Origin of the sequence: Stenotrophomonas sp. G4, from assembly GCF_003428825.1 — a bacterium.
In the GTDB taxonomy this organism is placed as follows: Bacteria; Pseudomonadota; Gammaproteobacteria; order Xanthomonadales; family Xanthomonadaceae; genus Stenotrophomonas; species Stenotrophomonas indicatrix.
In genome coordinates, this window is the sequence record NZ_CP031741.1 from 471,765 (window position 1) to 495,527 (window position 23,763).

Annotated in this window: 21 protein-coding genes; 12 read left to right on the top strand and 9 right to left on the bottom strand. The window is 66.0% G+C overall.

Going from position 1 to position 23,763, the window contains the following annotated elements; genetic code table 11:
* The first annotated feature begins 468 nt into the window (after positions 1-468).
* The 5 genes from D0Y85_RS02115 to D0Y85_RS02135 all read left to right on the top strand — a co-directional run bounded on the left by D0Y85_RS02115 (position 469) and on the right by D0Y85_RS02135 (position 4,384).
* A complete protein-coding gene (locus D0Y85_RS02115; protein WP_117309362.1) occupies positions 469-840 on the top strand; it encodes a hypothetical protein in 372 nt (123 codons plus the stop codon).
* A 227-nt stretch (positions 841-1,067) separates the two neighbouring features.
* The gene (locus D0Y85_RS02120; protein WP_117309363.1) at positions 1,068-1,487 is read left to right on the top strand and encodes an EF-hand domain-containing protein; all 420 of its coding nucleotides are present in this window, start codon (positions 1,068-1,070) and stop codon (positions 1,485-1,487) included.
* A 97-nt stretch (positions 1,488-1,584) separates the two neighbouring features.
* Entirely contained in the window at positions 1,585-2,337 is a 753-nt protein-coding gene (locus D0Y85_RS02125; RefSeq protein WP_032975604.1) for an HAD family hydrolase, read from the top strand.
* Positions 2,338-2,368: 31 nt separating this feature from the next.
* Positions 2,369-2,857, top strand: a complete 489-nt coding sequence (locus D0Y85_RS02130) for a hypothetical protein (protein WP_117309364.1) — start codon at positions 2,369-2,371, stop codon at positions 2,855-2,857.
* Between the two features lie 165 nt (positions 2,858-3,022).
* Positions 3,023-4,384, top strand: a complete 1,362-nt coding sequence (locus D0Y85_RS02135; RefSeq protein WP_117309365.1) for a VOC family protein — start codon at positions 3,023-3,025, stop codon at positions 4,382-4,384.
* A gap of 173 nt (positions 4,385-4,557) precedes the next feature.
* Here the strand turns inward: D0Y85_RS02135 and D0Y85_RS02140 are convergent, their stop codons facing one another.
* Positions 4,558-6,072, bottom strand: coding sequence for an acetyl-CoA hydrolase/transferase family protein (locus tag D0Y85_RS02140; protein ID WP_093820982.1), 1,515 nt, complete (start codon positions 6,070-6,072; stop codon positions 4,558-4,560).
* Between the two features lie 364 nt (positions 6,073-6,436).
* On the opposite strand from D0Y85_RS02140, the gene glnE reads away from it, so the two are divergent.
* Entirely contained in the window at positions 6,437-9,232 is a 2,796-nt protein-coding gene (gene glnE / locus D0Y85_RS02145) for a bifunctional [glutamate--ammonia ligase]-adenylyl-L-tyrosine phosphorylase/[glutamate--ammonia-ligase] adenylyltransferase (RefSeq protein WP_117309366.1), read from the top strand.
* Between the two features lie 132 nt (positions 9,233-9,364).
* On the opposite strand, the gene D0Y85_RS02150 is transcribed toward glnE, so the two are convergent.
* The 5 genes from D0Y85_RS02150 to D0Y85_RS02170 form a co-directional block, all read right to left on the bottom strand.
* Positions 9,365-9,952: a hypothetical protein gene (locus D0Y85_RS02150; protein WP_162887603.1), complete on the bottom strand. Its 588-nt coding sequence runs from the start codon at positions 9,950-9,952 to the stop codon at positions 9,365-9,367.
* A 118-nt stretch (positions 9,953-10,070) separates the two neighbouring features.
* Complete coding sequence (locus D0Y85_RS02155; RefSeq protein WP_025878224.1) at positions 10,071-10,631, bottom strand: queuosine precursor transporter; 561 nt, start codon at positions 10,629-10,631, stop codon at positions 10,071-10,073.
* Between the two features lie 74 nt (positions 10,632-10,705).
* Positions 10,706-11,221 (bottom strand): hypothetical protein, encoded by a 516-nt coding sequence (locus tag D0Y85_RS02160; RefSeq protein WP_117309368.1) that lies wholly within the window; start codon positions 11,219-11,221, stop codon positions 10,706-10,708.
* A gap of 136 nt (positions 11,222-11,357) precedes the next feature.
* Positions 11,358-12,206 (bottom strand): DUF2145 domain-containing protein, encoded by an 849-nt coding sequence (locus D0Y85_RS02165; protein WP_117309369.1) that lies wholly within the window; start codon positions 12,204-12,206, stop codon positions 11,358-11,360.
* A 150-nt stretch (positions 12,207-12,356) separates the two neighbouring features.
* A complete protein-coding gene (locus D0Y85_RS02170; RefSeq protein WP_117309370.1) occupies positions 12,357-13,316 on the bottom strand; it encodes a mitochondrial fission ELM1 family protein in 960 nt (319 codons plus the stop codon).
* 122 nt (positions 13,317-13,438) lie between these two features.
* On the opposite strand from D0Y85_RS02170, the gene D0Y85_RS02175 reads away from it, so the two are divergent.
* Positions 13,439-14,029, top strand: a complete 591-nt coding sequence (locus D0Y85_RS02175; RefSeq protein WP_117309371.1) for a malonic semialdehyde reductase — start codon at positions 13,439-13,441, stop codon at positions 14,027-14,029.
* An 85-nt stretch (positions 14,030-14,114) separates the two neighbouring features.
* Positions 14,115-14,825 (top strand): YceI family protein, encoded by a 711-nt coding sequence (locus tag D0Y85_RS02180; protein ID WP_093820974.1) that lies wholly within the window; start codon positions 14,115-14,117, stop codon positions 14,823-14,825.
* 285 nt (positions 14,826-15,110) lie between these two features.
* On the opposite strand, the gene D0Y85_RS02185 is transcribed toward D0Y85_RS02180, so the two are convergent.
* Positions 15,111-15,512 (bottom strand): hypothetical protein, encoded by a 402-nt coding sequence (locus tag D0Y85_RS02185; RefSeq protein ID WP_099782578.1) that lies wholly within the window; start codon positions 15,510-15,512, stop codon positions 15,111-15,113.
* A 234-nt stretch (positions 15,513-15,746) separates the two neighbouring features.
* Here D0Y85_RS02185 and D0Y85_RS02190 point away from each other — a divergent pair, with 234 nt between their 5' ends.
* Complete coding sequence (locus D0Y85_RS02190) at positions 15,747-16,580, top strand: hypothetical protein (protein ID WP_117309372.1); 834 nt, start codon at positions 15,747-15,749, stop codon at positions 16,578-16,580.
* 73 nt (positions 16,581-16,653) lie between these two features.
* Here the strand turns inward: D0Y85_RS02190 and D0Y85_RS02195 are convergent, their stop codons facing one another.
* Both D0Y85_RS02195 and D0Y85_RS02200 read right to left on the bottom strand, forming a co-directional pair.
* On the bottom strand, positions 16,654-17,451 hold the full coding sequence (locus D0Y85_RS02195) for a siderophore-interacting protein (RefSeq protein WP_117309373.1): 798 nt from the start codon (positions 17,449-17,451) through the stop codon (positions 16,654-16,656).
* A gap of 59 nt (positions 17,452-17,510) precedes the next feature.
* The gene (locus D0Y85_RS02200; RefSeq protein WP_117309374.1) at positions 17,511-18,071 is read right to left on the bottom strand and encodes a PadR family transcriptional regulator; all 561 of its coding nucleotides are present in this window, start codon (positions 18,069-18,071) and stop codon (positions 17,511-17,513) included.
* A gap of 647 nt (positions 18,072-18,718) precedes the next feature.
* On the opposite strand from D0Y85_RS02200, the gene aceE reads away from it, so the two are divergent.
* From aceE to D0Y85_RS02215, 3 genes are all read left to right on the top strand, one after another.
* A complete protein-coding gene (gene aceE, locus D0Y85_RS02205) occupies positions 18,719-21,406 on the top strand; it encodes a pyruvate dehydrogenase (acetyl-transferring), homodimeric type (protein ID WP_117309375.1) in 2,688 nt (895 codons plus the stop codon).
* 187 nt (positions 21,407-21,593) lie between these two features.
* Entirely contained in the window at positions 21,594-22,703 is a 1,110-nt protein-coding gene (locus D0Y85_RS02210) for a DNA cytosine methyltransferase (protein ID WP_117309376.1), read from the top strand.
* Positions 22,700-23,761: a DNA cytosine methyltransferase gene (locus tag D0Y85_RS02215; protein WP_240329323.1), complete on the top strand. Its 1,062-nt coding sequence runs from the start codon at positions 22,700-22,702 to the stop codon at positions 23,759-23,761. The genes D0Y85_RS02210 and D0Y85_RS02215 overlap by 4 nt, the downstream gene beginning before the upstream one ends.
* Positions 23,762-23,763: the final 2 nt, after the last annotated feature.

Consider the following 23,763-nt stretch of genomic DNA (forward strand, 5'->3'; position numbering starts at 1 on the left):
GGATGGCGGGGTGGGTCCGGTTGCGGGGGACGCTGCAAGTACGTCCATGTAAGCTCGGTCGCCGCATCCATGCGGCTCACGCCCCCGCAACCGGACCCACCCCGCCTTCGACAGATTTCCGCGATCTGTCGGGATGGCATGGCGTGCTCCTGGTGGGTGTCGACCTTGGTCGACACAGTAGATCCACGCCATGCGTGGATGTTCTTCGTTCAATTGTCGAAATATTCGATTCGATGGAAATCCATCCACGCCTAGCGTGGATCTACTGAAGCCGCCGGTACTCGTCTGGGGAAGAGCCCCCTGAGTCAGGGGGCGGCCGCGAAGCGGCGGGGGTATGGAAGCTGGTAAGGGGGGCCCGCGGTTCGCGTAGCGAAGCGTGGGAGCGACAGCGCGTATGCGATGGCGCGTACCAGAGCGCAGCCCTGCCGATACCCTTACACTGGCCGCCTTCTCCTGCGTCCCCGCCTGATGAACCTTCCCCTGCATTTCGGCCTGCTCGGTACGCTCGAGGCGGGCCTCATCGCCCTGCTGGTCGGCCTGCTGGTGTATTTCCTGTGGCACCACCTGTGCCGGGTGCTGCGCTGGACCGTGGGCCATGCGATCGGCTGGTCGTGCGTGATCGCGGTGATCATCTCCGCCGGCATCGATGCCTGGAAGCTGTTTTACATGGGCATCGTGCGGCTGGAGTCGCCGCTGTATGCGCGCCTGTTCCTGTCCACCATCCACGATCCGAACGAACTGGGCAGCCGCGTGGTGCTGGAGATCGCCGGTGCGCTCTTCGGTGTTGCATTGGGATGGGTGTTGTTCAGTTCGCGGTCATCGGAAAAAACCGTCGACTGACGCAGGTTTTTCGTTCGCTGCCGGTTAAATGCTGCAGCGCTGAATGCTCGTCTTACTACCTGCTCACTTCGCACTAACCACCCTGCTAACGCATGCGCCTGCGCCAGTGGTTAACCATGCGTGTTCGAGGGAATCGCGGCGCAAAATCGATTCAGAAACGCGGTGGCAGGGTGGGTGCCGTGCGGAGACAACGACCGCGCACTACCACCCTTCAGGAGACACCCCAGATGACTATTCGCAACCGCAAGCCCCTGATCGCCCTGATCGTCGCCGCCGGCAGCGTGTTGGCCATCCCGGCGATGGCGCAGTCGGCCAAGCAGCAGGCCGCGCAGGCACAGAACGAAGCGGCGCAGGCCCAGCAGGCGGCGGCACAGGCAGGCCAGGCGGCCGACCAGGCCACCGACGCGGCCGCAGCAGCCTCGGCGCAGGCCAACGGCGGTGGCCAGACGTGGGCCAGCATCGATACCGATGGCAACGGCACCATCAGCAAGAGCGAGTCGCAGGTGAATGCGGGCCTTGCGCAGGTGTTCGACCAGGCCGATGCCAACAAGGACGGCCAGTTGAGCGCCGACGAGTACAAGGCCTACGTGGCCGCCCAGCAGGCGGGTGCCGGCGCCGGTGGCACGGCCGCAGGCCAGGGTCGCTGATCCACGGTTGAATTCGGGACAACCGGTGCATGGGCAACCCGGGTGGCTTCGGCCACCCGGGTTTTTTTCGTCATCGCCGCGCCTGTATCCTAGGCCGATGAACACCTCCACGCCTGCGCCCTCGCGCGCCATCGGCCTGGTCGGTTTTGACGGTGACGACACGCTGTGGAAGAGCGAGGACTACTACCGCAAGGCCGAACAGGATTACCTGGATCTGCTGTCGCGCTACATCGACGTCCACGACACCCAGACCGCCCGCCACCTGCTGGAAGTGCAGCAGCGCCACCTCGGCGTGTTTGGTTACGGGGTGAAAAGCATGACGCTGTCGATGATCGAAGCGGCCATCGAGATCACCTCGCAGCGGATCGAGGCCAAGGACATCCAGCGCATCCTCGATATCGGCCATGACACCCTGCGCCACCCGGTCGAACTGATCGACGGCGTACGCGAGTCGGTGGCGGCCATCGCCGCGCAGTACCCGGTGGTGCTGATCACCAAGGGCGACCTGTTCCACCAGGAGGCCAAGATCAAGGTCGCGGCGCTGGCGGACCTGTTCCCGCGCATCGAGATCGTGTCCGAGAAGGATCCGGAAACCTACGCCCGCGTGCTGGCCGAATTCGACCTGCCGATGCAGCAGTTCGTGATGGTCGGCAATTCGCTGCGCTCGGACATCGAACCGGTGATCACCCTCGGCGGCTGGGGTATCCACACCCCATACGCGGTGACCTGGGCGCACGAGACCCAGCACGGCGTGGCCGACGACGAACCACGCATGGTCAACGCCGATACCGCCTGGGACTGGCCGGCGGCGCTGGCGACGATCGAGGCCAAGGCCGCTGCCGCGGCCTGACACGGTGCGGCGGCTGCGGCAGAATCGAAGGATGAAACTGCCACTGCGCGCCCTGCTGTTGTCCCTGCTGCTGGCGCCGGCCATCGTGCTGGCGCAGCAGACCGCCGAACGTTCGGCGACCTATGAGGTGGATACCGGCGATGCCTGGGTCGACACCCAGCTGGCCGACATCAACCACTACGCCGAGCGTTACCCCGATGCCTTCCTCGACGAGGTATCGCGCTACGCCGGTGTACCGCGCGGTTACATCGCCGCGCTGGCAACCACCCACCGGTGGCAGGCCGGCGACATCTATTTCGCCTGTTTCTGGGCCAAGGCCAGTGGCCAGACCTGCCGCGACAGCGTGCGTGCCTTCAGCCAGGAACCCGACGGCGGCTGGGCCGAGGTGGTGAAGCGGATGCCGGCAAAGCCGCAGAACCTGCACTACCGCGCCGTGCGCCACGCCATCGTGGCCAGCTACGAGCACTGGGATCGGCCGATCACCCTCGATGCCACGCTGAAGCGGCAGCTCAAACGGTAGTGCCGGCCGCTGGCCGGCAACTGCATGTCCCCGACGCACAGAGGTTGCCGGCCAGCGGCCGGCACTACCCATCGCAGGTCATGTTGCTCTGCGTATCGCCGCGGCCGCGCGCTCCGGCGACAATACGGGTCCGAGCTGTTCCCCGTTCCCGTAATCGAGTGACTGATGAGCGCCTCTTTCGTTTCGCCTGATGTGATCCGCCGCCTGTTCGCCCAGGCCATGTCCCGCATGTACCGCACCGAAGTGCCGTTGTACGGCACGCTGGTGGAGCTGGTGGAGCGGATCAACACGCAGGTCCTGGCGCAGGACCCGGCGCTGGCCGCGCAGCTGCTGCGCAACGACGAGCGTGCCCGCCTGGATGAAGAACGCCACGGCGCGATCCGCGTCGGTACCCCGCAGGAACTGGCAACCCTGCGCCGCCTGTTCGCGGTGATGGGCATGTACCCGGTGGGCTACTACGATCTGTCGGTGGCCGGCGTGCCGGTGCATTCCACCGCCTTCCGCCCGCTGACCGCCGCCGCGCTGGCACTGAACCCGTTCCGCGTGTTCACCTCGCTGCTGCGCCTGGAGCTGATCGAAGACGGGGCACTGCGTGCGCAGTCGGCCGAAATCCTCGCCCGCCGCCGCATCTTCACCGACGACGCACTGGCGCTGATCGACCAGGCCGAGCGTGACGGTGGCCTGACCCAGGCCGATGCCGAGCGCTTCGTCGAACAGGCGCTGGAGACCTTCCGCTGGCATGGCGACGCCACCGTCGACCTGCCGACCTACCATGCCCTGCACAAGGCGCACCGGCTGGTGGCCGACGTGGTCAGCTTCCGTGGCCCGCACATCAACCACCTGACCCCGCGCACGCTGGACATCGACGCTGCGCAGGCGGCGATGATCGAGCACGGCATGGCCGCCAAGGCGGTGATCGAGGGCCCGCCGCGTCGCGTCTGCCCGATCCTGCTGCGGCAGACCAGCTTCAAGGCGCTGGAAGAGGCGGTGCACTTCCCGGGCAACGAAGGCGGCGACGCCGGTACCCATACCGCGCGCTTCGGCGAGATCGAGCAGCGCGGCCTGGCGCTGACCGCCAAGGGCCGCGCGCTGTACGACCAGCTGCTGACGCAGGCGCGCGATGCCGACGGCGCGGGCAGCACTGGTGGTGATTATGGGCAGCGCCTGCAGGCGGTGTTCGCCAGCTTCCCGGATGACCACGACACCCTGCGCCAGGAAGGCCTGGGGTATTACCGCTACCAGCTGACCGACGCTGGCCGCGCCGCGCCGGAGCGCGTGGCCGATCTGCCGGCCGAAGTGCTGGTTGCCGCTGGCCTGGCCACGGCCGATCCGATCGTCTACGAGGACTTCCTGCCGGTCAGTGCCGCAGGCATCTTCCAGTCGAACCTGGGCGGCGGTGAGCAGCGCGCGTACGCCGCCCATGCCAATCGCGAGGCCTTCGAACAGGCGCTGGGTGCGGCGGTGAACGATGAGTTCGAGATCTACGAGCGCATCCAGGCCGAATCGCTGGCGAGCCTGCGCAGCTGATGCGGAACACCCGCCGGGCATGGCCCGGCGCTACCAAGGTGCGATGCGGGACACCCGCCGGGCATGGCCCGGCGCTACCGAGGTGCGATGCGGAACAGCCGCCGGGCATGGCCCGGCGCTACCGAGGTGCGATGCGGGGTAGCGCCGGGCCATGCCCGGCGAACCGGCAATACTCAGGCCTTCATGGTGCCCGTATCCAGCCACCGCTGGTGCCACGACAGCGCCTCCGGCAGCAGGTGCGGGGTGTGCTTGCCGTAGCTCTCGCGGCTGGCGCGGTCGAAGTAGTCCTGCAGCTGCGCGCGGAAATCCGGGTGCGCGCAGTTGTCGATCAGCACCTGCGCGCGCTTGCGCGGGGTCAGGCCACGCAGATCGGCCAGGCCCTGTTCGGTCACGATCACCGACACGTCGTGCTCGGTGTGGTCGACATGGCTGGCCATCGGCACGATCGCCGAAATGGTGCCGTTCTTCGCCGTCGACGGGCTCAGGAACGCAGACAGGAAGCCATTGCGCGCGAAGTCGCCCGAACCGCCGATGCCGTTCATGATCCGCGTGCCCATCACGTGCGTCGAATTGACGTTGCCGTAGATGTCCACCTCGATCATGCCGTTCATGCCGATGCAGCCCAGGCGGCGCACCAGTTCCGGATGGTTGGAGATCTCCTGCGTGCGCATGATGATGCGCTCGCGGTAGAAATCGATGTTCTCCTTGAACGTCTCGTTGGCCTGCGGGCTCAGTGCGAAGCCGGTGCACGAGGCATAGCTCAGCACGCCGTCTCGCAGCAGGTCGAGCATGCCGTCTTGGATCACTTCGGTGAACGCGGCCAGATCGCGGAAACCACTCTTGGCCAGGCCGGCCAGCACGGCGTTGGGGATGTTGCCCACGCCCGACTGCAGCGGCAGCAGGTTGGCCGGCAGTCGGCCGCGCTTCACTTCGTGCTGCAGGAACTCGATCAGGTGCGCGGCGATCTGCTCGCTGGTCGCATCGATCGGGCTGAACGGGCTGTTGCGGTCCGGGCCATTGGTGCGCACCACGGCCACGATCTTGTCCGGGTCGCAGCGCAGCGCGGTCTCGCCGATGCGGTCGTTGGCATTGACCAGCGGAATCGGCTTGCGGTGCGGCGGCAGGGCGGTGCCGTAGTAGATGTCATGCATGCCGTCCACGCCGGCCGGCTGCCACTCGTTGACCTCGACGATCACCTTCTTGGCCAGGTCCAGCCAGGTCTTGTTGTTGCCCACCGAGGTGGACGGCACCAGCGAGCCATCCTCGCGGATCGCCGAGACCTCGACCACGGCGGTATCGATCTCACCGTAGAAGCCGAACCAGACGTGCTGGGCGACGTGGCTGAGGTGGATGTCGATGTAATCCAGCTTGCCCTCGTTGATGCGGTTGCGCGCATCCGGGTCGCTCTGGAACGGCATGCGCATGGCGATGCCATCGGCCTTGGCCAGCGCGCCATCGAGTTCCGGTGCGGTGGAGGCGCCGGTCATCAGGCTGATCTGGAAGGGCAGGCCCTGGGCATGCACCGATTCGATGCGGCGGGCCAGCTCAACGGGAACGGCCTTGGGGTAACCGGAGCCGGTAAAGCCGCTCATGGCCACGGTTTCACCGGGCTGGATCAGCGCGGCTGCGGCCTCGGCGGAGACCACGCGGTCACGAAGACGCGCGTTGGCGATGCGATCAACAGTCATGACGACAGCATTTCTGGGGGGAATTCCGATTATCGGCCATCCCCTGCCGTACGGGGGGTTCTACCTTCGTGGAATGGTGTTTCCGGCAACGCCTCTCCCATACCCACCGGTTCTGTTTTGCAGTGCAGCGTGCAAAGTACTTTCGGACACCGCACGATGGCCCTGCATCCCGACGTGGGGGAGGGAGCAGAGCCCGCTGGCAGTTCGCTGCAAGCGGGCTTTTTTATTGCCTGTCGCCCAAGATGAATGCGCAGTCTGCATTATCTGGTAGTGCCGGCCGCTGGCCGGCAACCCCAGCAACCTCCGGCAGGGTCATCACCGTTGCCAGCCCGCAGCCGGTATGAGCGGTCGATACAATCCCCGCATGACCCTCGCCCCCGCCGAATTGCCCGCCACCCTGCAGCCCCTCGTCGACCGCGCGCTGGCGCGCCTGGCCCAGGCAGTGCCCGATCCCATCCCGGCCGACCTGCAGCCGATGCTGGTGCAGCTGGCCATCGGCAGCGATTTCGCCATCGACACCCTGGTGCGCCAGCCCGGCCTGCTGGCGCAGCTGGCCGCGCCGGGCTGCCCGCCGCTGCCGGCGCCGGTGCTCGACCCGCTGCAGCCCAGCGATTGGCCGGCACAACTGCGACGCTGGCGCACGGCGATGTCCACCCGCTTGATCTGGCGCGACCTGGCCGGGCTGGACGACGTGCCGCAGACCCTGGCGGGCGCCACCGCGCTGGCCGAGGACTGCCTGCGCTTGGCGCTGGACGCCCTGCAGCAGGAGTTCGCCCAGCGCCACGGGGTGATCGCCGATGACAACGGCCAACCGCAGCAGCTGGTGGTGTTCGGGCTGGGCAAGCTGGGCGGTGGCGAGCTCAACTTCAGTTCCGATGTCGATCTGGTCTACGCCTATGTGCAGGGCGGTGAATCCGACGGCCCGCGCGCGCTGGCGGCCGAGGAGTACTTCGCCCGCCTCGGCCAGCGCCTGGCCAAGCTGCTGGATGAAACCACCGTCGATGGCTTCAGCCATCGCGTCGACCTGCGCCTGCGCCCGTTCGGCAGCGCGGGCCGCGTCGCGCTGTCATTTGCCGCAATGGATCAGTACTTCCAGCGCGAAGGCCGCGACTGGGAGCGCTATGCCTGGTTGAAGGCGCGTGCGGTGGCGGGCGATATCGCCGCTGGCGAGGCCTGGCTGCAGACCCTGCGTCCGTTCGTGTACCGCCGCTACCTGGATTTCACCGCGCTCGACGGCCTGCGCGAGATGAAAGCGGCGATCACCGCTGAAGTCGCCCGGCGCGAGATGCACGACGACATCAAGCGCGGCGCCGGTGGCATCCGCGAAATCGAATTCCTGTGCCAGGCGCTGCAGCTCATCCGCGGTGGCCGCGAGCCGGTGCTGCGTGAGCGGCGGTTGCTGGTCGCGCTGGACGCGCTGGTCGCTGCCGGGCAGATCGCCCGCGATGATGGCGCCGCGCTGCGCGAGGCCTATCTGTTCCTGCGCCGGCTGGAAAACCGGCTGCAGATGCTGCGCGATGCGCAGACCCATGTGCTGCCCAGCGATGCGCTGGATCGCCAGCGGATTGCCGTCGGCCTCGGCTATGCCGATTGGGATGCGCTGCGCGACGCGCTGCGTGTACAGCAGCAGCGCGTCAGTACCGAGTTCGGTGCGCTGCTGGCACCACGCAAGGGCCAGGCAGCACCGGATGCGCTGGCCAACTACTGGCGCAGCCTGCCCGAAGGCAGCAACGCGCCGCTGCTGGCCGAGGCCGGTTTCCTCGATGCCAATGGCGCAGACCAGTCACTGCGCGATTTCGCCCAGGGCACGGGTGTGAAGTCGCTGTCCGATGCCGCGCGTGCGCGCCTGGACCGCGTACTGCCGGCACTACTGCACGCCGCCACCCGTTCACCGCAGCCCGATGCCGCACTCAAGCGCGTGCTCGGCCTACTGCAGGCGGTGCTGCGCCGCACCAGCTACCTGGCGCTGCTGGACGAACAGCCCAGCGCGCTCGCGCGCCTGGTCGACGTGCTGGCGCGCAGTGCATTGCTGGCCGAACGCCTGGCCGCGTACCCGCTGCTGCTGGACGAACTGCTGGACGTACGCGTGTCCGGGCCGATGCCCGATGCCGCCGGCATGCTGGCCGAATGCCGGCAGGTGCTGCCGGTGGAAGATCCCGAATCGCAGCTGCGCTGGCTCAATGAAACGCGCCTGGCGCTGAGCTTCCGCATGGCCATGGCCACGCTGGACGGCCGCCAGGGTGCGGTCGACAGCACCCGGCAACTGGCCGAACTGGCGCAGGCGGTGGTCATCACCGTCCTGGCGATGGCCGAGGCCGATATGCACGCCGCGCACGGTGTGATTGCCGGCGGCCGTTTCGCGATCATCGGGTACGGCAGCCTGGGCGGCCTGGAGCTGGGTTTCGGCTCGGATCTGGACCTGGTGTTCCTGCACGATCACCCGCCGGGCGTGGAAGCCAGTGACGGCGCGCGCCCGCTGGAGCCGGGCCGCTGGTATGCACGCCTGGCGCAGAAGGTGATGGCGCTGCTGGGCGCGGTCACCGCCGCAGGCCGCCTGTACGACATCGACGTGCGCCTGCGCCCGGATGGTGGCAAGGGCTCGTTGGTGTCTTCCTTGGCCAGCTACACCGAGTACCAGCGCGATCGTGCATGGACCTGGGAGCACCAGGCGCTGGTGCGCGCGCGCGGCGTGGCCGGCGATGCCAGCCTGCTGCAGGATTTCGAACAGGTACGTGCGCAGACCCTGGGCCGCGAACGTGATCGCGCAACGCTGTATGCCGATGTGGTGAAGATGCGCGGGCGCATGCGCACCGAACTGGACCGCAGCGATGCCGCGCGGCTGGACCTGAAGCAGGGTGCAGGCGGCGTGGTCGATCTGGAGTTCCTGCTGCAGACCGGCGTGCTGGCATGCAGTGCGCAAACCCCTGCAGTGCTGCAGCCGCGTGCCACGCCGGCGTTGATCGACGCGCTGGCCGCGGCGGAGTTCCTGCCCGAAGCCACCGCACAGGCGCTGCATCGCGCGCACGCCACGCTGCTGGAGGTCGGGCTGGCCTGCACGCTGGATCGCCGGCCGCGCTTGGCACCGACCACGCCGGCCATCGAAGAGGCGTGTGCGGCGATCACGGCGGCGTGTAGCGCCGCATCGCTGCCGTTCGCCTGACCAGCAGAAGGCAGGATGCGCCGCCGCTGGGGATGCGCTGCTGGTAGGTGCCAACCTTGGTTGGCACGCTGTTGCCGGCGCCATCAACGTTGAAGGATTGTGCCAACCAAGGTTGGCAGCGACATACCGAAGCTACCCGGAGGCCAGCACCTGTTCCACCAACACGCGGTCGCGTTGGCCACGGCGCATGATCGCGCGGCGCTGCAGGGCGTCGCGCAAGCGCGGGTCTTCGGCGCGCATGCCGTTGTGGTGCGCGATATACAGCACCGTCTGCAGCGGCCACGCATGAAACTCGGCGCGGGCCACCACATCGTCGATCAGCGACGCCGATACGCTGCGCCATGCCAGCATGTGTGCCAGGCCGCTGGCCGAAAGTCGCTCGACCAAGTGCTGGGCCAGGGCATCGGCATCATGTGTGCCGGCGCGTACGATGACGCCGCTCTGGCCTGCGAAGCCCGGCAGGCCGCCGGCAGATGAGGTGGTGGCCATCACTGTCTGCGGGTTGAACAGCGCAGAAGGCGTGCCATCAGCCCACTGTTGGCAGAAGGCCAGCGCCTGCGGGCAGGCCACCTCCATCATGGCTGACCAACCGCCCGCATTGCGCAGCGGACACAGCGACAGGCTGGCGATTTCCGTGCGGCCTTCGCGCAATACCCAGCCCAGCCCGCGAGCGCGCAGTCCATCGTGTCCTGCGGCGGCGGCGGCCAGGTATTCACGCACCTGCCGTTCCACGGCGATCCTGTACGTGGCGTCCGTTTCCATCGGCGTAGCGTGACGCAGGTGATGCGGGAGTGTCCAGCGTGCCAACCAAGGTTGGCAGCTACCGGATCAATGGTGGTCAGCCCGCTGTTCGCAGCGGCGCCATCTTCCACAGCAGCGCGCGGAACGGGGCCAGCAGGCACACGCCGATCGCCAGCTTCACCGCCAGGTCGCCCGCCGCCCAGCTCACCCACGGCAGGGTGGAACCGGCGAAGGCGATCGACCAGAAGATCGTGGTGTCCACCGTGGCGCTGCAGGTGGTGGCCACCATCGGTGCGCGCCACCAGCTGCCGCGGCGCAGGCGATCGAATACGGTGATGTCCAGCAGCTGCGCCACGATGAAGGCCGAGCACGAGGCGATCGCAATGCGCGGCGTCGCCACCCACACCGACAGCAGCACCGCCACCGCAAACCCGATCCACGCCACGCGGCGGGCCGGGCCCGGGCCGAAGCGGCGGTTGATCAGGTTGCTGACCAGAAAGGCCACCGGGTAGCTGAAAGCCCCCCAGGTCAGCCAGTCATTGATCGGGTACTGCACCAGCACGTTGGACAGCAGCACCACCGCGCCCATGGCCAGCACCGCCAGCACCAGGGCGCGGGCGGTCAACGGGGCAAACACAGGCGCAGGACGCACGGACATGGCGAGCCAGGGGACAAAGGGGATCGCCCATTATCCGCCCGGCCCGCCGCAAAGCCAAAAACGGACGTTCAGTTTTACAGTTGCTCGCTCAGCGCATCGCCGGCGGCATAGGCGGTCGGCACATAGGCCAGGGACTTGCCGTCACTGTTCTTCACTGTCCAGCCGGCACCGGCATCGGTCGGGTCGAAGCGTACCTGCTGGCCGACCACGAAGCCGGCCACCGGGTCTTCGCCGTCGATCGCCGGCCACTGCAGGGTGGCGGTCTGGTCGGCCTTGTCCGGCACCTGCAACTGCACCTGGCGCTCGCCCGTGGCGGTGGTCGTCACCTGCTTCACTTCCATCGGCGGCAGCGGTACCGCCGGGGTGCGCTCGGCAACTTTGCCATTGCGCTCGCTGGCCTTGAACGGGGCCTTGGACAGCGCGGCCAGGCCCATCGAGGTGGCCAGCGGAACCGACACCACGATCAGCGACGTGACCAGCACACTGGCCTGGCCGCTGTTGAGCTGAGGGGGCGCACCAGCGTGCACGGTCGGCACCGTCAGGGCCGAGAGCAGCAGGGCGGCAGCGGGGGCGCGCAGGGAACGAAGCATGGTGACCTCCTGGTCGGGATGGAGGCAGCGCTCAGCGCTGCGTGTCGAAAAGATCGCGCGGGCCGGTGGCTGCGGGCAGGTAGCCACCAGCGAGCGCGGAAAGGTGCAGGGTACGGGGGACCTTCGCCTTGCAGGGTCAGGGCGCAGCGGCGGCGCTGTCGGGCGTTGCATGCGCGATGGTCAGTTCCTGCTGCAGCTGGCTGCGCTGGTGCAGGAAGTCGAATACCGATTCCACCGTCACCACCGAGTAGTTGCCGGAGATGCGTTCGCTGGCCGGATGGTCGGTGGTGGTGGCGTTGGCCACGAACAAGCGCGCACCCACGCGCTTGCCCAGGCCGATATGCAGCACGCTGGGCTGGTACTTCTGCGCGCGCAGCCATTGCTGTGCCTGTTCGCGCTTGACGATGACCGGGCCACCTTCGGCCTGCGCCATCGCTGCGGCCAGCACTTCCAGGAGCCACTGGTTGGAATTCTGGAAGTCGGTGGCGAACGGATAGGCCACGACGTTGTAGTTCGATTCGTGCAGCGCCTTGGGCTGGATCGCCGGCGCTGCCAGCATCCGCTTCAGTACCAACTGCAATGCCGGCGGCGGCACGCCGATGCGCAGGTCGGTATGGGTGCCGCTTTCACCGACGAAATTGCCCAGGCCCTCCCGGTACAGCTGCGAACTGTCGGTCTTGCAGCGGTTGAGCAGGTGCACCGCGCGCCAGCGGCCGTCGTCCTCGCGCAGCAGGAAGGCCAGGTGGCTGTGGCGCAGGCCGTAGCGGCTCAGGTCCTGGCCGCCACGCGCGGCGATCACCACATCCACGTCGGGCAGCGCATCCAGGCGCTCGGCCGTGGTCCACGCCACATCGAACATCGCCGCCTGCGCGGCCACGCTGGGGTAGCGCTCGCGACAGGTGCCGCTGTCGGCCCATGCCGGCGCCGTGGCCAGCAGGCCCATCGACAGCAGCAGGGCGCAGCGCAGGCGATGCAGACGTTCCATGTATATCGCTCCAGACGCGGGCAGGCCCGCGCGCCGATCATACCCGCATCGCTGGAATCAGCGCCCCACGGCGGGGAGGTAGTGCCGGCCGCTGGCCGGCATCCGCATGTACGTCGCCGAAGATCATGAGTTGCCGGCCAGCGGCCGGCACTACCGTGATGCCAGGCGTGCTTTGACCTCGGCGGCAATCCGCGTGGTTTCGCGCAGCGGTTCAATGCGGTCGTACTGCCAGTCCAGCCAACGCGGCTGCAGGCGCCCGCGCTCGCGCAGCTGCTGCTGGAAGCGCGCCAACCGTCCCTGTGCGGTATCGGCCAGTGCCACCATCACCGGCATGCGGGTGGCGCTGGCCTCGGACAGCAGGTTCACCGAATCGGGCGACACCACCACCCGGTTGGCCCAGCCGAGCAGGCCGGCATACGGGTTCACACCATCGCCGCCATCGCCCCAGATCACATGCGGCAGATCGGCGAACTTCGCGCGCAGGATCTCGGCCAGTGCCGGCGGCGTGCGCCGCGAGGTCGTCGCCAGCAGGCTGCCGCCCTCGCTGCGGATCTGCTCGGCCAGCGCCTGGAATACATGCACCATCGCGGTTTCGTCCCACGGCGCCAGCGGCGTGGGGCCGCCCACCAGCAGGGCAGTGCGCGGGCCGGGCAGGGTGCTGAAGCTGGCAAACGCGGCGCGGCCCCAGGCCAGCCAGTCATCGTCCACCGGGTTCAGGCTGCCGATCAGCGTCAGCACGTTGCTGCCGCGCAGCGCGTCATGTTCGGGTACCACCACCACGTCCCAGTGACGTGAGCTGATGCGCGGGTCGAGGATCTGCACCACCTGGCTGCCGCGCGCACGCAATACGCGCAGCGCGCCGGCGGCCTGGCGGCCACAGCCGATCGCCAGCGCGGGCGCATCGGCGGCGAGGGTTGCCAGGGCTTGGCCGTAACCGTGCACATCACCGGGCAAGCGCCGCGGTGCCAGCCAGCGCCATGGCGCCCGGGGCTGCAGGATCAGGGGGCGGTGGGTGCCCTGGCGCAGCGCCGAGGCCAGCGCGACCGCCTGCCGGACATTGCCGGCACGGCCGTCGGTGATCGTCCACGGCGCGCTCGATCGTTTCACCATTGGCATTAATTCGTTTCAGCCCTGCTGGGTGTTGCAACAGTCGCGACACTCTACACTGCGGCTCACTGTTTCGCCCCGCGCCGCCCGCGGGCACTGACCTTAGCCGCCCTGGAGATCCACCGATGTCCCACGCGCTCGACGCTGCAGCACTGGACCAGTTGTTCCGTACCGCCCGTACCCAGAATGCCTTCCTCGACACGCCGGTCGAAGACGCCCAGCTGCACGCCCTGTACGACCTGCTGAAGTGGGGCCCGACCGCCGCCAACGGCAGCCCGGCGCGCTTCGTGTTCGTGAAGTCGGCCGAAGCCAAGGCCAAGCTGGCCCCGGCCCTGTCCGAAGGCAACCACAACAAGACCCTGGCTGCCCCGGTCACGGTCATCGTGGCCTTCGACCAGGACTTCCACGAGAAGCTGCCCTACCTGTTCCCGCACACCGATGCCAAGGCCTGGTTCGACGGCCCGCGCGAAGGCCGCCATGAAGGCGCGTTCCGCAACGGCAGCCTGCAAGGCGCTTACCTGATCCTGGCCGCACGCGCGCTGGGCCTGGATGCCGGCCCGATGTCCGGCTTCGACAACGCCAAGGTCGACGAAGCCTTCTTCGCCGGCACCAGCATCAAGTCGAATTTCCTGGTCAACCTGGGGTACGGTGACGATTCGGGCCTGTTCCCCCGTCTGCCGCGTCTGTCCTTCGACGAAGCGGCGCGCATCGCGTAAGTCGCTGTATCGGTTTCGGGCCCGCCCGCCGTGGCGGTCCATTGCTGCACTGTGTTCCCACCCTACGATCCGGAGAGTTCCTGAGATGAGCGCCACCCGTAAACTGCTGCTGCCGCTGGCCCTGACCCTGGCCATTGCCGCCTGCTCCAAGCCGGCCGACACCGCTGCCCCGGCCGCCGATGCTGCTGCCCCGGCCGCCACCGAGCAGGCTGCCACCACCCCGGCCGCCGATGCCGCTGCTGCCGCCCCGGCCGCTGCCGCCATCACCATCGCCTCGGGCACCTACAAGCTCGACCCGACCCACACCGACGTGCTGGCGCAGTGGAGCCACTTCGGCTTCTCCAACCCGAGCGCGCACTTCGGCAACGCCGAAGGCACCCTGGTGTACGACGCCACCGACGTCACCAAGTCCACCGTGGAAGTGAAGCTGCCGCTGAGCGGCCTGAACAGCTTCACCGCCAAGTTCGACGAGCACCTGAAGAGCGCCGATTTCTTCGACGCTGCCAAGTTCCCGGCTGCCACCTTCAAGAGCACCAAGGTTGAATCGGCCGGCACCAACAAGCTGACCGTCACTGGCGATCTGACCATCAAGGACATCACCAAGCCGGTCACCCTGGACGTCACCGTCAACGGCGGCGGCGAGCACCCGATGGCCAAGGTTCCGGCCGCCGGCTTCGATGCCACCACTACGATCAAGCGCAGCGATTTCGGCGTCGGCGCCTACGCCCCGAACGTCAGCGATGAAGTGAAGATCCGCATCACCACCGAAGCCACCGGCGAGAAGCCGGCGGCTTGATCCCTCCCGCTCACTCGTCGTGAGAAGGCAGAAGGCCCGCTGAAAAGCGGGCCTTCTTTTTTGGCAGCGTCCTGGACGGGTCGCTCGATTGCCTGATTGGCCGATTGCCGAATCAATTGGTGGCCCGATCGTCTGGTAGTGCCGGCCGCTGGCCGGCAACTGCACGCATCCAACTACCCCGAGGTTGCCGGCCAGCGGCCGGCACTACCCGGTAGGTGCCAACCTCGGTTGGCGCACGAGCACTCCGCAGGCCAACCAAGGGTGGCCACTACCGGGTACGGGCGCTCAGCGCAGCGTACCCAGCCACGCCGCCGACGCTTCGCTCGGGCTCTGCTTGGCCTTCACCGCCAACCCGCTCGCACGCACGAACGTCTGCGCCGCCTGCGCCACCACTTGGCGAGCGATCAGCGCAGCCTGCTTGGTCGTTGCCTGCTGCTTGCGCAGCTGCACGATATGCACCGACGGGCGACCCACCGGTGCGTACTTCTGGTCGCGGCGCAGGATATCGGCCACCTGTGCCACTTCATGTTCGGCCTGCAGGTAGCGGTGCTGTGCCTCGACCAGCTCACGCAGCGGTACGCGCGCCGCAGCCGGGTCGGCAAAGGCGGACAGCGCTGCATCGCAGGCGGCATCATCAGTGAAGCGGGTACGCAGCGTGTCCACGCTGGCCAGGGTCAGTTTGGCCATGTGGGCCTCGTTGCTGCAGGAAAGGAGTGCGATTGTCGCATTGCTTGCCGGGTCGTGCCGGCCGCTGGCGGGCGACTGCGTGGGGCGTGCGGACCAACGGTCCGCACCCACCGGCGGACCAACCGTCCGCACCCATCGGCTGGCCGACGGTCTGCACCTGCCGGCGGCAGAGAGCAGCCGAGCATCGGGTCGCGGTTACCATGGCGGCCGCACTGAACCACGGAAGGCAACACCATGCAGGAAGCGCAGTACTGGCTTGGCGAATTCTGGACCGGCCTGAGCGTGCTCGATCTGATCGGCGGCAGCGTGCTGGGCACGCTGTTGGGGCTGGTGCTGGGCATCTTCGCCTGGCGCGGGTTGCATCGACGCGGTTGGCTGCGGCGGCAGCGGCGTTGGCACCACGGGCTGCTGGCCTCGTATGTGGTGCTGCTGCCGTTGCTTATCGCGTTCTTCGGCCTGCAACTGGGCTTCACCGCCGGCGCGCACCGCGCGCTGTTCAAGCAGCTCGACCACTTCCAGCCGCACCTGCAGACGATGGTGGAAGGGTGGAGCAGTGGCTTCACCGCCTCGCTGGAAGACGAACGCATGCGTGCCGCGCTGCAGAGCCAGGGCACGGTGGGCGACGTTGCCGATTCGCTTGCCGCGATCTACCTGCGCGAGCATCCACTGCCTGGCGTGGACCGTCTGGGTAACGGGCCGATGGCGCGCGGCGTGGGCTGGGTGATCGGCAAGGTGCGCGCCGGGTTGCTGCGCGCGATGGTGGAAGACACGCTGATCGACAAGGCTGGCACTGTTGGCCTGGAGCCGAAGATGGTGCGTGAGGCGCTGACCATGCGCATGGATGAGCTGCTGCATACGCGCGGCGTGCTGCGGCTGGTGAAGGCGCAGATCAACGGCATGATGCCGGGTGTGTACCTGGGGTTGCTGCTGCCGCTGGCGATCATCGCGCTGCTGCTGGCGCTGGAGATCTGCGCCGCGCATCGGTTCGGATGGAAGGGTGGGGCTTCGCCCCGGTTGGTAGTGCCGGCCGCTGGCCGGCAATTGCAGGATGCTGCCGAAGGGTCATGAGGTTGCCGGCCAGCGGCCGGCACTACCCGTAGAAGAGCGTGCGGACCAACGGTCCGCACCTACCGTTTTGCGGTCAATCGCCGTCCTGTTCGTCCGGGTGCGCCTTCCAGTAACCGGTCGAGCGGATCCAGTCGCGCGGCACGCCCAGGTGGCCTTCGATGAACTTGCGCATCATCCGCGCGCGGCGCGATTCGGTGGCGATCCAGTAGAACGTATCGCCCTCGGGCACCTCGAAGTCGGTCAGCATGTCTTCCAGCAGCGTGCTGCTGGCGGCCGGGAAGCCGTTGCGTTCCAGCCAGTGGATGCGCACGTTCTCGTACTGCGGCAGGTCCTGGCGCTCGTCCTCGTCGGCCACCTCGATGTACGCCTGCACCTGCGCACCTTCGGGCAGCACGTCCAGCCAGCGGGCGATGGCCGGCAGCGCGGTCTCATCGCCAATCAGCACGTAGGCGTCATAGTTGTCGGCCACCACGAACGAGCCGCGTGGGCCGCCGATCACCAGCGTGTCGCCGGCCTGTGCGCGCTCGGCCCACGGCCCGGCAATGCCCTGGTCGTGCAGCACGAAGTCGATGGCCAGCTCACCGGTTTCGTGGTCCCACCAGCGCGGGGTGTAGTCGCGTGCCGGCGAAGGCTGCTTGCCCTCGGGGTAGCTGCGGCCCTCGGCGGTCAGCACCGGCAGCACCATCTCGCCGCTGGCGTTGGGGAAGAACAGCTTGATGTGGTCGTCGGCGCCGGGCGAATCGAAGCCGGCCAGGTCGTCGCCGCCCAGCACGATGCGGCGCATGTGCGGGGTGACAGTCTCGGTGCGCAGCACCGTCAGTTCACGGAAGCGCACATCCAGGCGCAGGCGCGAGTTGTGATGTTCGGTCATGGGGGTACCTGTTGGAAGGTCGCGCGGGGGCGCGCGGCAGGGGGGAGACCTGGCTGGAATCAGTCTGGCTGGGTCGTTGAAAAGGGAGCAGGCGCGTTGTCGCCCTGGCCGTTGATCAGCGCCGAGGCACGCGACAGCAGGGCTGCCACCTGCTCGGCTTCGCCGTCGGCCCAGCGCCCGTGGTGGTGCACCAGCGCCCGCTTGAACTCGCGCAGCGCAGCGGCCAGCGGCGCCGGCAGCGAGGCCTTGGTGATCTCGCGGGCGCGGTCGAACGCGCGTCGCTGTGCCAATCGCACCTGGGGGCGCTGCACCTTCAGTTCGAACTCGCCGGCGGCGGTGATGCGGAACACGCGGCGGCCGTCCACCTCTTCCGACACCACCCAGCCGGCCTGCTCGAAGCTGGCCAGCAGCGGGTACATGGTGCCGGCGCTGGGGGTGTAGGCCTGCATGAACAGAGCGCTGATGTGCTGCATCAGCTCGTAGCCGTGGCGCGGCTGCTCGCCGATCAGCGCCAGCACCAGCAGGCGCAGGTCGCCACGGCTGAGCACGCGCGGCTGGCCGTTGCGGCGGGGTACTGCGGCATCGTCGGTGCGGCTGCGAGGGGAGGGGGATCGGCCCATTTCGATATATCGGTAACGTGTATCGCAAACGATATATCGATAGGCCACGCGCGGCAAGCAGGATTCCGGCCACAACGCTTGCCGGATCGGGCCACGCAGCCAGGTGGCGCAAGGGATGCAGGGAAAAGATGCGCGCGGCGCAGGCCACCGTTGCGCGGCCTGACATCCGTATCGGGCCGCGCAACGGCGCTGCGGGTTTCCGCCCCAGCAGGGGCGCAGCAGACGAGCGGCGAATCGCGGGAAGGGGCCTGCTCGCCCCCAACCGTGCGCAGCGGCTCGGTCCGCGTCGAGAGGCGCGCGCGACACGTTGTCGCGGGTTCAGCGGCGCCCCGTCAGACAACGCCGACCCGGCACCCGCCTTGCCCCACAACGGTCATCCATGGCGGTAACACTGCGTCCTGCGCATGGGCGCAGCAGGCCGCAAGCGACAGCTGGCGCAGCCCTTGCAGGCAGCCACAGCGGCCTGCCGCAGCGCGTTGTCAGCGCTTTGTCCCGCCGGTGGACGTCCCGGGACAGGCCTTGCAGACATGGGTGGCCTGCATCCATACGCCAGCGTAGCCAAGTGACGAAAGCCCTTGGTGCGCTACACTTTGCGGTCTAGAAATCTATCAACAGTCGCGCGCGTGCGTGCGGTAATGGGAGCGCTAATGAACTGGTTGAACGAGGTGCTGAACAACGACCTGAATCCTGTGGAAACCCAGGAGTGGATCGAGTCGTTGAAGGCCGTTATTGATGTCGAGGGCCCCGAGCGCGCGCATCAGCTGCTGGAAGGCATGGTGGAACTGACCCGTCGTTCGGGTGCCTATCTGCCGTTCTCTCCCACTACCGAATACGTCAACACCATCGCGCCGCAGCTGGAGGCCAAGAGCCCGGGCAACGCCGAACTGGAATGGCGCATCCGTTCGATCATCCGCTGGAACGCGATGGCCACCGTGGTGCGCGCCAACCGCAAGCCGGGTGACCTGGGCGGCCACATCGCCTCGTTCGCCTCTGGCGCCACGCTGTACGACGTGGGCTTCAACCACTTCTGGCGCGCCCCGAGCGAAAACCATCCGGGCGACCTGCTGTTCATCCAGGGCCACAGCGCCCCGGGCATCTACGCGCGTTCCTTCCTGGAAGGCCGCATCAGCGAAGAGCAGCTGGACAAGTTCCGCATGGAAGTGGACGGCGGCGGCCTGTCGTCGTACCCGCATCCGTGGCTGATGCCGGAGTACTGGCAGACCCCGACCGTGTCGATGGGCCTGGGCCCGCTGGCCGCCATCTACCAGGCGCAGTTCATGCGCTACCTGGAAAACCGTGGCCTGATCGAGAAGTCCGACCGCAAGGTGTGGTGCTTCATCGGCGACGGCGAGAGCGACGAGCCGGAAACCCTGGGTGCCATCGCGCTGGCCGGCCGTGAAGGCCTGGACAACCTGATCTTCGTGGTGAACTGCAACCTGCAGCGCCTGGACGGCCCGGTGCGCGGCAACGGCAAGATCATCCAGGAACTGGAAGGCGTGTTCCGTGGCGGCGGCTGGAATGTCATCAAGCTGCTGTGGGGCGGTTACTGGGATGCCCTGCTGGCCAAGGACACCAATGGCGTCCTGAAGAAGCTGATGATGGAAACCGTCGACGGCGAATACCAGAACTGCAAGGCCTTCGGCGGTGCGTATACCCGCGAGCATTTCTTCGGCAAGTACCCGGAAACCGCCGCGATGGTGGCCGGTCTTTCCGACGACGACATCTGGCGCCTGAATCGTGGCGGCCACGACCCGCACAAGGTGTACGCCGCCTACCACCAGGCCGTGAACACCAAGGGCATGCCGACCGTGATCCTGGCCAAGACCGTGAAGGGTTACGGCATGGGCAGCGCCGGTGAGGCACTGAACCCGACCCACCAGACCAAGAAGCTGGACGACGAAGCGGTGCGCCACTTCCGCGACCGTTTCAACATTCCGGTGACCGACGCGCAGCTGGCCGACGGCCAGGTGCCGTTCTACCACCCGGGCCCGGATTCGCCGGAAGTGCAGTACCTGCAGGAACGCCGTGCCGCGCTGGGCGGTTACCTGCCGCAGCGCCGCCGCAAGGCCGAAAAGAGCTTCAACGCACCGAAGCTGGAAAGCTACGAGCGCCTGCTCAAGAGCAGCGGCGAGCGCAGCTACTCCACCACCATGGCCTTCGTGCAGAGCCTGAACATCACCCTGCGCGACAAGGAACTGGGCCCGCACATCGTGCCGATCGTGGCCGACGAGGCCCGTACCTTCGGCATGGAAGGCCTGTTCCGCCAGATCGGCATCTACGCGCCGTTCGGCCAGAAGTACAAGCCGGTCGACGCCGACCAGCTGATGTTCTACCGCGAAGACCAGAGCGGCCAGGTGCTGCAGCAGGGCATCAGCGAGCCGGGTGCGATCAGCTCGTGGATGGCCGCCGGTACCAGCTACTCGGTCAGCAACGTGCCGATGCTGCCGTTCTATATCTACTACTCGATGTTCGGCTTCCAGCGCGTGGGCGACATCGCCTGGCAGGCAGCGGACATGCGTACCCGCGGCTTCCTGCTGGGTGGTACCGCCGGCCGCACCACGCTGAACGGTGAAGGCCTGCAGCACGAAGATGGCTTCAGCCATCTGGTGGCTGGTGGCATTCCGAACGTGCGCAGCTACGACCCGACCTTCGGCTTCGAAGTGACGGTGATCCTGCAGCACGGCACCAAGGCGATGATGGAAGATCAGATTGACGAGTACTACTACGTCACTCTGATGAACGAGAACTACACCCACCCGGAAATGCCGGAAGGTGCGGCCGAAGGCATCGTCAAGGGCATGTACCTGCTGACCGACGCCGGCAAGCCGAAGAAGGGCGAGCTGCGCGTGCAGCTGCTGGGTTCGGGCACCATCCTGCGCGAAGCCATTGCCGCGGCCGAGCTGCTGGACAAGGACTTCGGCGTGACCGCCGACATCTGGAGCTGCCCGAGCTTCAACGAACTGCGTCGCGATGGTTTCGACGTGGAACGTGCCAACCGCCTGCATCCGGAAGGTGAGCAGCGCAAGGCCTACGTGACCGAGCTGCTGGAAGGCCGCCAGGGCCCGGCGATTGCCGCGACCGACTACGTGCGTGCGTATGCGGACCAGATCCGCGCGTTCGTGCCGATGAGCTACACGGTGCTGGGTACGGATGGGTTTGGCCGTTCGGATACGCGTGCGAACCTGCGTCGGTTCTTTGAGGTGGACCGGTACTACATCGCACATGCCGCGATTGCGGCGCTGGCGAAGGACGGGAAGATGACGGCCAAGGATGTGGCCCGGGCGATCAAGCAGTACAAGATTGATCCGGAGAAGGCTAATCCTGTTGGGGTTTGATTGATCCTGTACAGTAGGGCTACTGCATTGCAGTAGCTCCTGCCAACCGGCGCCCACTTGGTTCAGACCAAGTGGGCGTTGTATGTTTGGGGTAGCCATTCTCAGTATCTGCGACGCGGAAGAATTCCAATGCGTCGTGGAGCGCATCCCCGCGCTGAGCTATTAGAGAAGTCTGAGATTCATTGCGATGCCAAAGAAGAAAATTAAAGTCATTGACCTGTTTGCTGGCGCAGGAGGCCTGGGGGTGGGGGCCCACCAAGCTGGCAGCGAAGTTGCCGCGAGCGTCGAACTTGACACCGTCGCATGTGAAACGCTTCGGTCAAACGCCGGCATCCATGGTCGAGTTGTAGAAGCTGACGTGTCTGATCTTTCTGCCAACCAGCTATTGAAGGTTGCCGGGATTAGTAAGACGGATCTTGTGATTGTAGTGGGAGGCCCACCGTGCCAGCCATTCTCCAAGGCGGCATACTGGACTGATGACGGCGCAGATGCTGCCTATCGGCGCGCTCGCGCAAATGGCCTGGCAGCTGAGAAGCCTTTAACGAGTACAAAGGCCAAAGAAGATGCTCGCCGCGATCTGGTTAAAGAATACTGGCGCATCGTTAAACAAACCAATGCAGACGGATTTGTTTTTGAAAATGTTCCAAGTATTAAGCATCCGAGAAACAAGCCCGTCTATGATGCGTTAATCAAGGCCGCGAAGAAGGACGGCTATTTCATCACGGAGTTGGTGGTGAAGGCAGTCGAATATGGGGTGGCCCAGGCGCGTGAGCGAGTCGTTGTACTTGGTTCAAAGATAAAACACCCCGAAACACCCGTTATTACTCACTCCGCTGATCCCGATCTCGGCCTTCTCCCTATAGTGTCAGCAGGTGAGGCGCTTGCTCGTTTCGCCGGGCCCGAGTACTTTGAGCCTGAAGAGGTTGTGAGTGGCCGCTGGGCGCGGCACTTGGAGGAGGTTCCACCTGGTTGGAACTATAAGGCACATACCGCGTGGGCAGGCCATCCGTCTCCTACCTTTGTGACTGAAACTAGATTCTGGAACTTTCTCTTGAAACTCTCTCCTGATCGTCCTTCGTGGACTATCGCCGCCAGCCCAGGGCCTTGGACAGGGCCTTTTCATTGGAGTTCTCGCCGCTTGCGTACCGTTGAGCTTGCCGCACTGCAGGGTTTCCCCGATCAATATGTGATCGCAGGTGGCCGACGAGACAGGGTTAAGCAAATGGGAAATGCTGTGCCCGTACCTGTGGCGAAAGCAATGGTCGCTAGCGTAATGGCTTCCCTGGAGGATTCGTGAAGAAGGCACTGCCTGCGTTGAACTGCATCAGCCTATTTTCCGGTTGTGGAGGTATGGATCTTGGGGTCGAAGCTGCGGGCTTTAAAGTGCGGGTAGCAACAGATGCCGAACCGCTTTGTAGCAAAACATACCAGAAGAATTTTCCCGGCGTTCCATTCATTGTCAGGAAGATTGGTGACCTTAGTACCTCTGAACTACTGGAGGCAGCCGGCTTGCAACCGGGTGAGGTCGATCTCCTAATTGGTGGGCCTCCTTGCCCTGCATTCTCAAAGAGCCGGTTTTACCGTACGGATAAGCCTCGAGCTCTTGAAGATCCTGTGGCAAAAGAAACGGTCGGAGGTTACCTTCGAGTTCTCAAAGAGGCTAAGCCAAAAGCGTTCCTGCTAGAGAACGTTAAAGGACTTGCATATGGTGTCCACAAAGAGGCACTTGACCATATTTTGGACTCGGCGCGAAAGCTCGGATACAAAACAACTGTAACCATCATAAATGCCGCAGATTTTGGTGTTCCGCAGATCCGCGAAAGATGCCTCGTTATGGGGTTCAAGGGTGATGAGCCAAGATCTCCTATCCCGACGCATGGCAAAGTGCCGGGAGAGTCCGTACTACCGTGGGTGACTGCCGGAGCCGCACTTGGTGATCTCGATACTGAGGAGATGGCGTCGTTCGAGGGTCACTTCGCTGGAGGCAAGCATCATGAACTCCTTTGTCAGATTCCTCCTGGGGAAAATTATCTCTTCTTCACTGAGGAGAGAGGCCACGAAAACCCGCAGTTTAAGTGGAGATCCCGATATTGGTCGTTTCTTCTCAAGTTGAGTCGTGAGCTTCCCTCCTGGACGATACAGGCTAGGCGGTCAAATAATATGGGTCCATTCCACTGGCGGAGCAGAATTCTGCGTATTGAAGAGATTAAAAGGCTGCAGACTTTCCCTGATGATTTCATGCTTGAAGGGACCATCGAGCGTCAGTGGAGGCAAATCGGAAACGCAGTGCCTCCGCTAGTGGCTGAGAAGTTTGGTCGGGTTTTGTTTGATTGTATTAATGAAGGTTCGGGTTAGTT

Coding starts and splice junctions, on each gene's coding strand:
- aceE (WP_117309375.1), top strand. CDS start 18,719: ATGAACTGGTTGAACGAGGTGCTGAACAACGACCTGAATCCTGTGGAA.
- D0Y85_RS02195 (WP_117309373.1), bottom strand. CDS start 17,451: ATGACCGAACATCACAACTCGCGCCTGCGCCTGGATGTGCGCTTCCGT.
- D0Y85_RS02175 (WP_117309371.1), top strand. CDS start 13,439: ATGTCCCACGCGCTCGACGCTGCAGCACTGGACCAGTTGTTCCGTACC.
- D0Y85_RS02140 (WP_093820982.1), bottom strand. CDS start 6,072: ATGACTGTTGATCGCATCGCCAACGCGCGTCTTCGTGACCGCGTGGTC.
- D0Y85_RS02165 (WP_117309369.1), bottom strand. CDS start 12,206: ATGGAACGTCTGCATCGCCTGCGCTGCGCCCTGCTGCTGTCGATGGGC.
- D0Y85_RS02190 (WP_117309372.1), top strand. CDS start 15,747: ATGCAGGAAGCGCAGTACTGGCTTGGCGAATTCTGGACCGGCCTGAGC.
- glnE (WP_117309366.1), top strand. CDS start 6,437: ATGACCCTCGCCCCCGCCGAATTGCCCGCCACCCTGCAGCCCCTCGTC.
- D0Y85_RS02160 (WP_117309368.1), bottom strand. CDS start 11,221: ATGCTTCGTTCCCTGCGCGCCCCCGCTGCCGCCCTGCTGCTCTCGGCC.
- D0Y85_RS02185 (WP_099782578.1), bottom strand. CDS start 15,512: ATGGCCAAACTGACCCTGGCCAGCGTGGACACGCTGCGTACCCGCTTC.
- D0Y85_RS02115 (WP_117309362.1), top strand. CDS start 469: ATGAACCTTCCCCTGCATTTCGGCCTGCTCGGTACGCTCGAGGCGGGC.
- D0Y85_RS02130 (WP_117309364.1), top strand. CDS start 2,369: ATGAAACTGCCACTGCGCGCCCTGCTGTTGTCCCTGCTGCTGGCGCCG.
- D0Y85_RS02120 (WP_117309363.1), top strand. CDS start 1,068: ATGACTATTCGCAACCGCAAGCCCCTGATCGCCCTGATCGTCGCCGCC.
- D0Y85_RS02170 (WP_117309370.1), bottom strand. CDS start 13,316: ATGGTGAAACGATCGAGCGCGCCGTGGACGATCACCGACGGCCGTGCC.
- D0Y85_RS02200 (WP_117309374.1), bottom strand. CDS start 18,071: ATGGGCCGATCCCCCTCCCCTCGCAGCCGCACCGACGATGCCGCAGTA.
- D0Y85_RS02125 (WP_032975604.1), top strand. CDS start 1,585: ATGAACACCTCCACGCCTGCGCCCTCGCGCGCCATCGGCCTGGTCGGT.
- D0Y85_RS02135 (WP_117309365.1), top strand. CDS start 3,023: ATGAGCGCCTCTTTCGTTTCGCCTGATGTGATCCGCCGCCTGTTCGCC.
- D0Y85_RS02210 (WP_117309376.1), top strand. CDS start 21,594: ATGCCAAAGAAGAAAATTAAAGTCATTGACCTGTTTGCTGGCGCAGGA.
- D0Y85_RS02155 (WP_025878224.1), bottom strand. CDS start 10,631: ATGTCCGTGCGTCCTGCGCCTGTGTTTGCCCCGTTGACCGCCCGCGCC.
- D0Y85_RS02180 (WP_093820974.1), top strand. CDS start 14,115: ATGAGCGCCACCCGTAAACTGCTGCTGCCGCTGGCCCTGACCCTGGCC.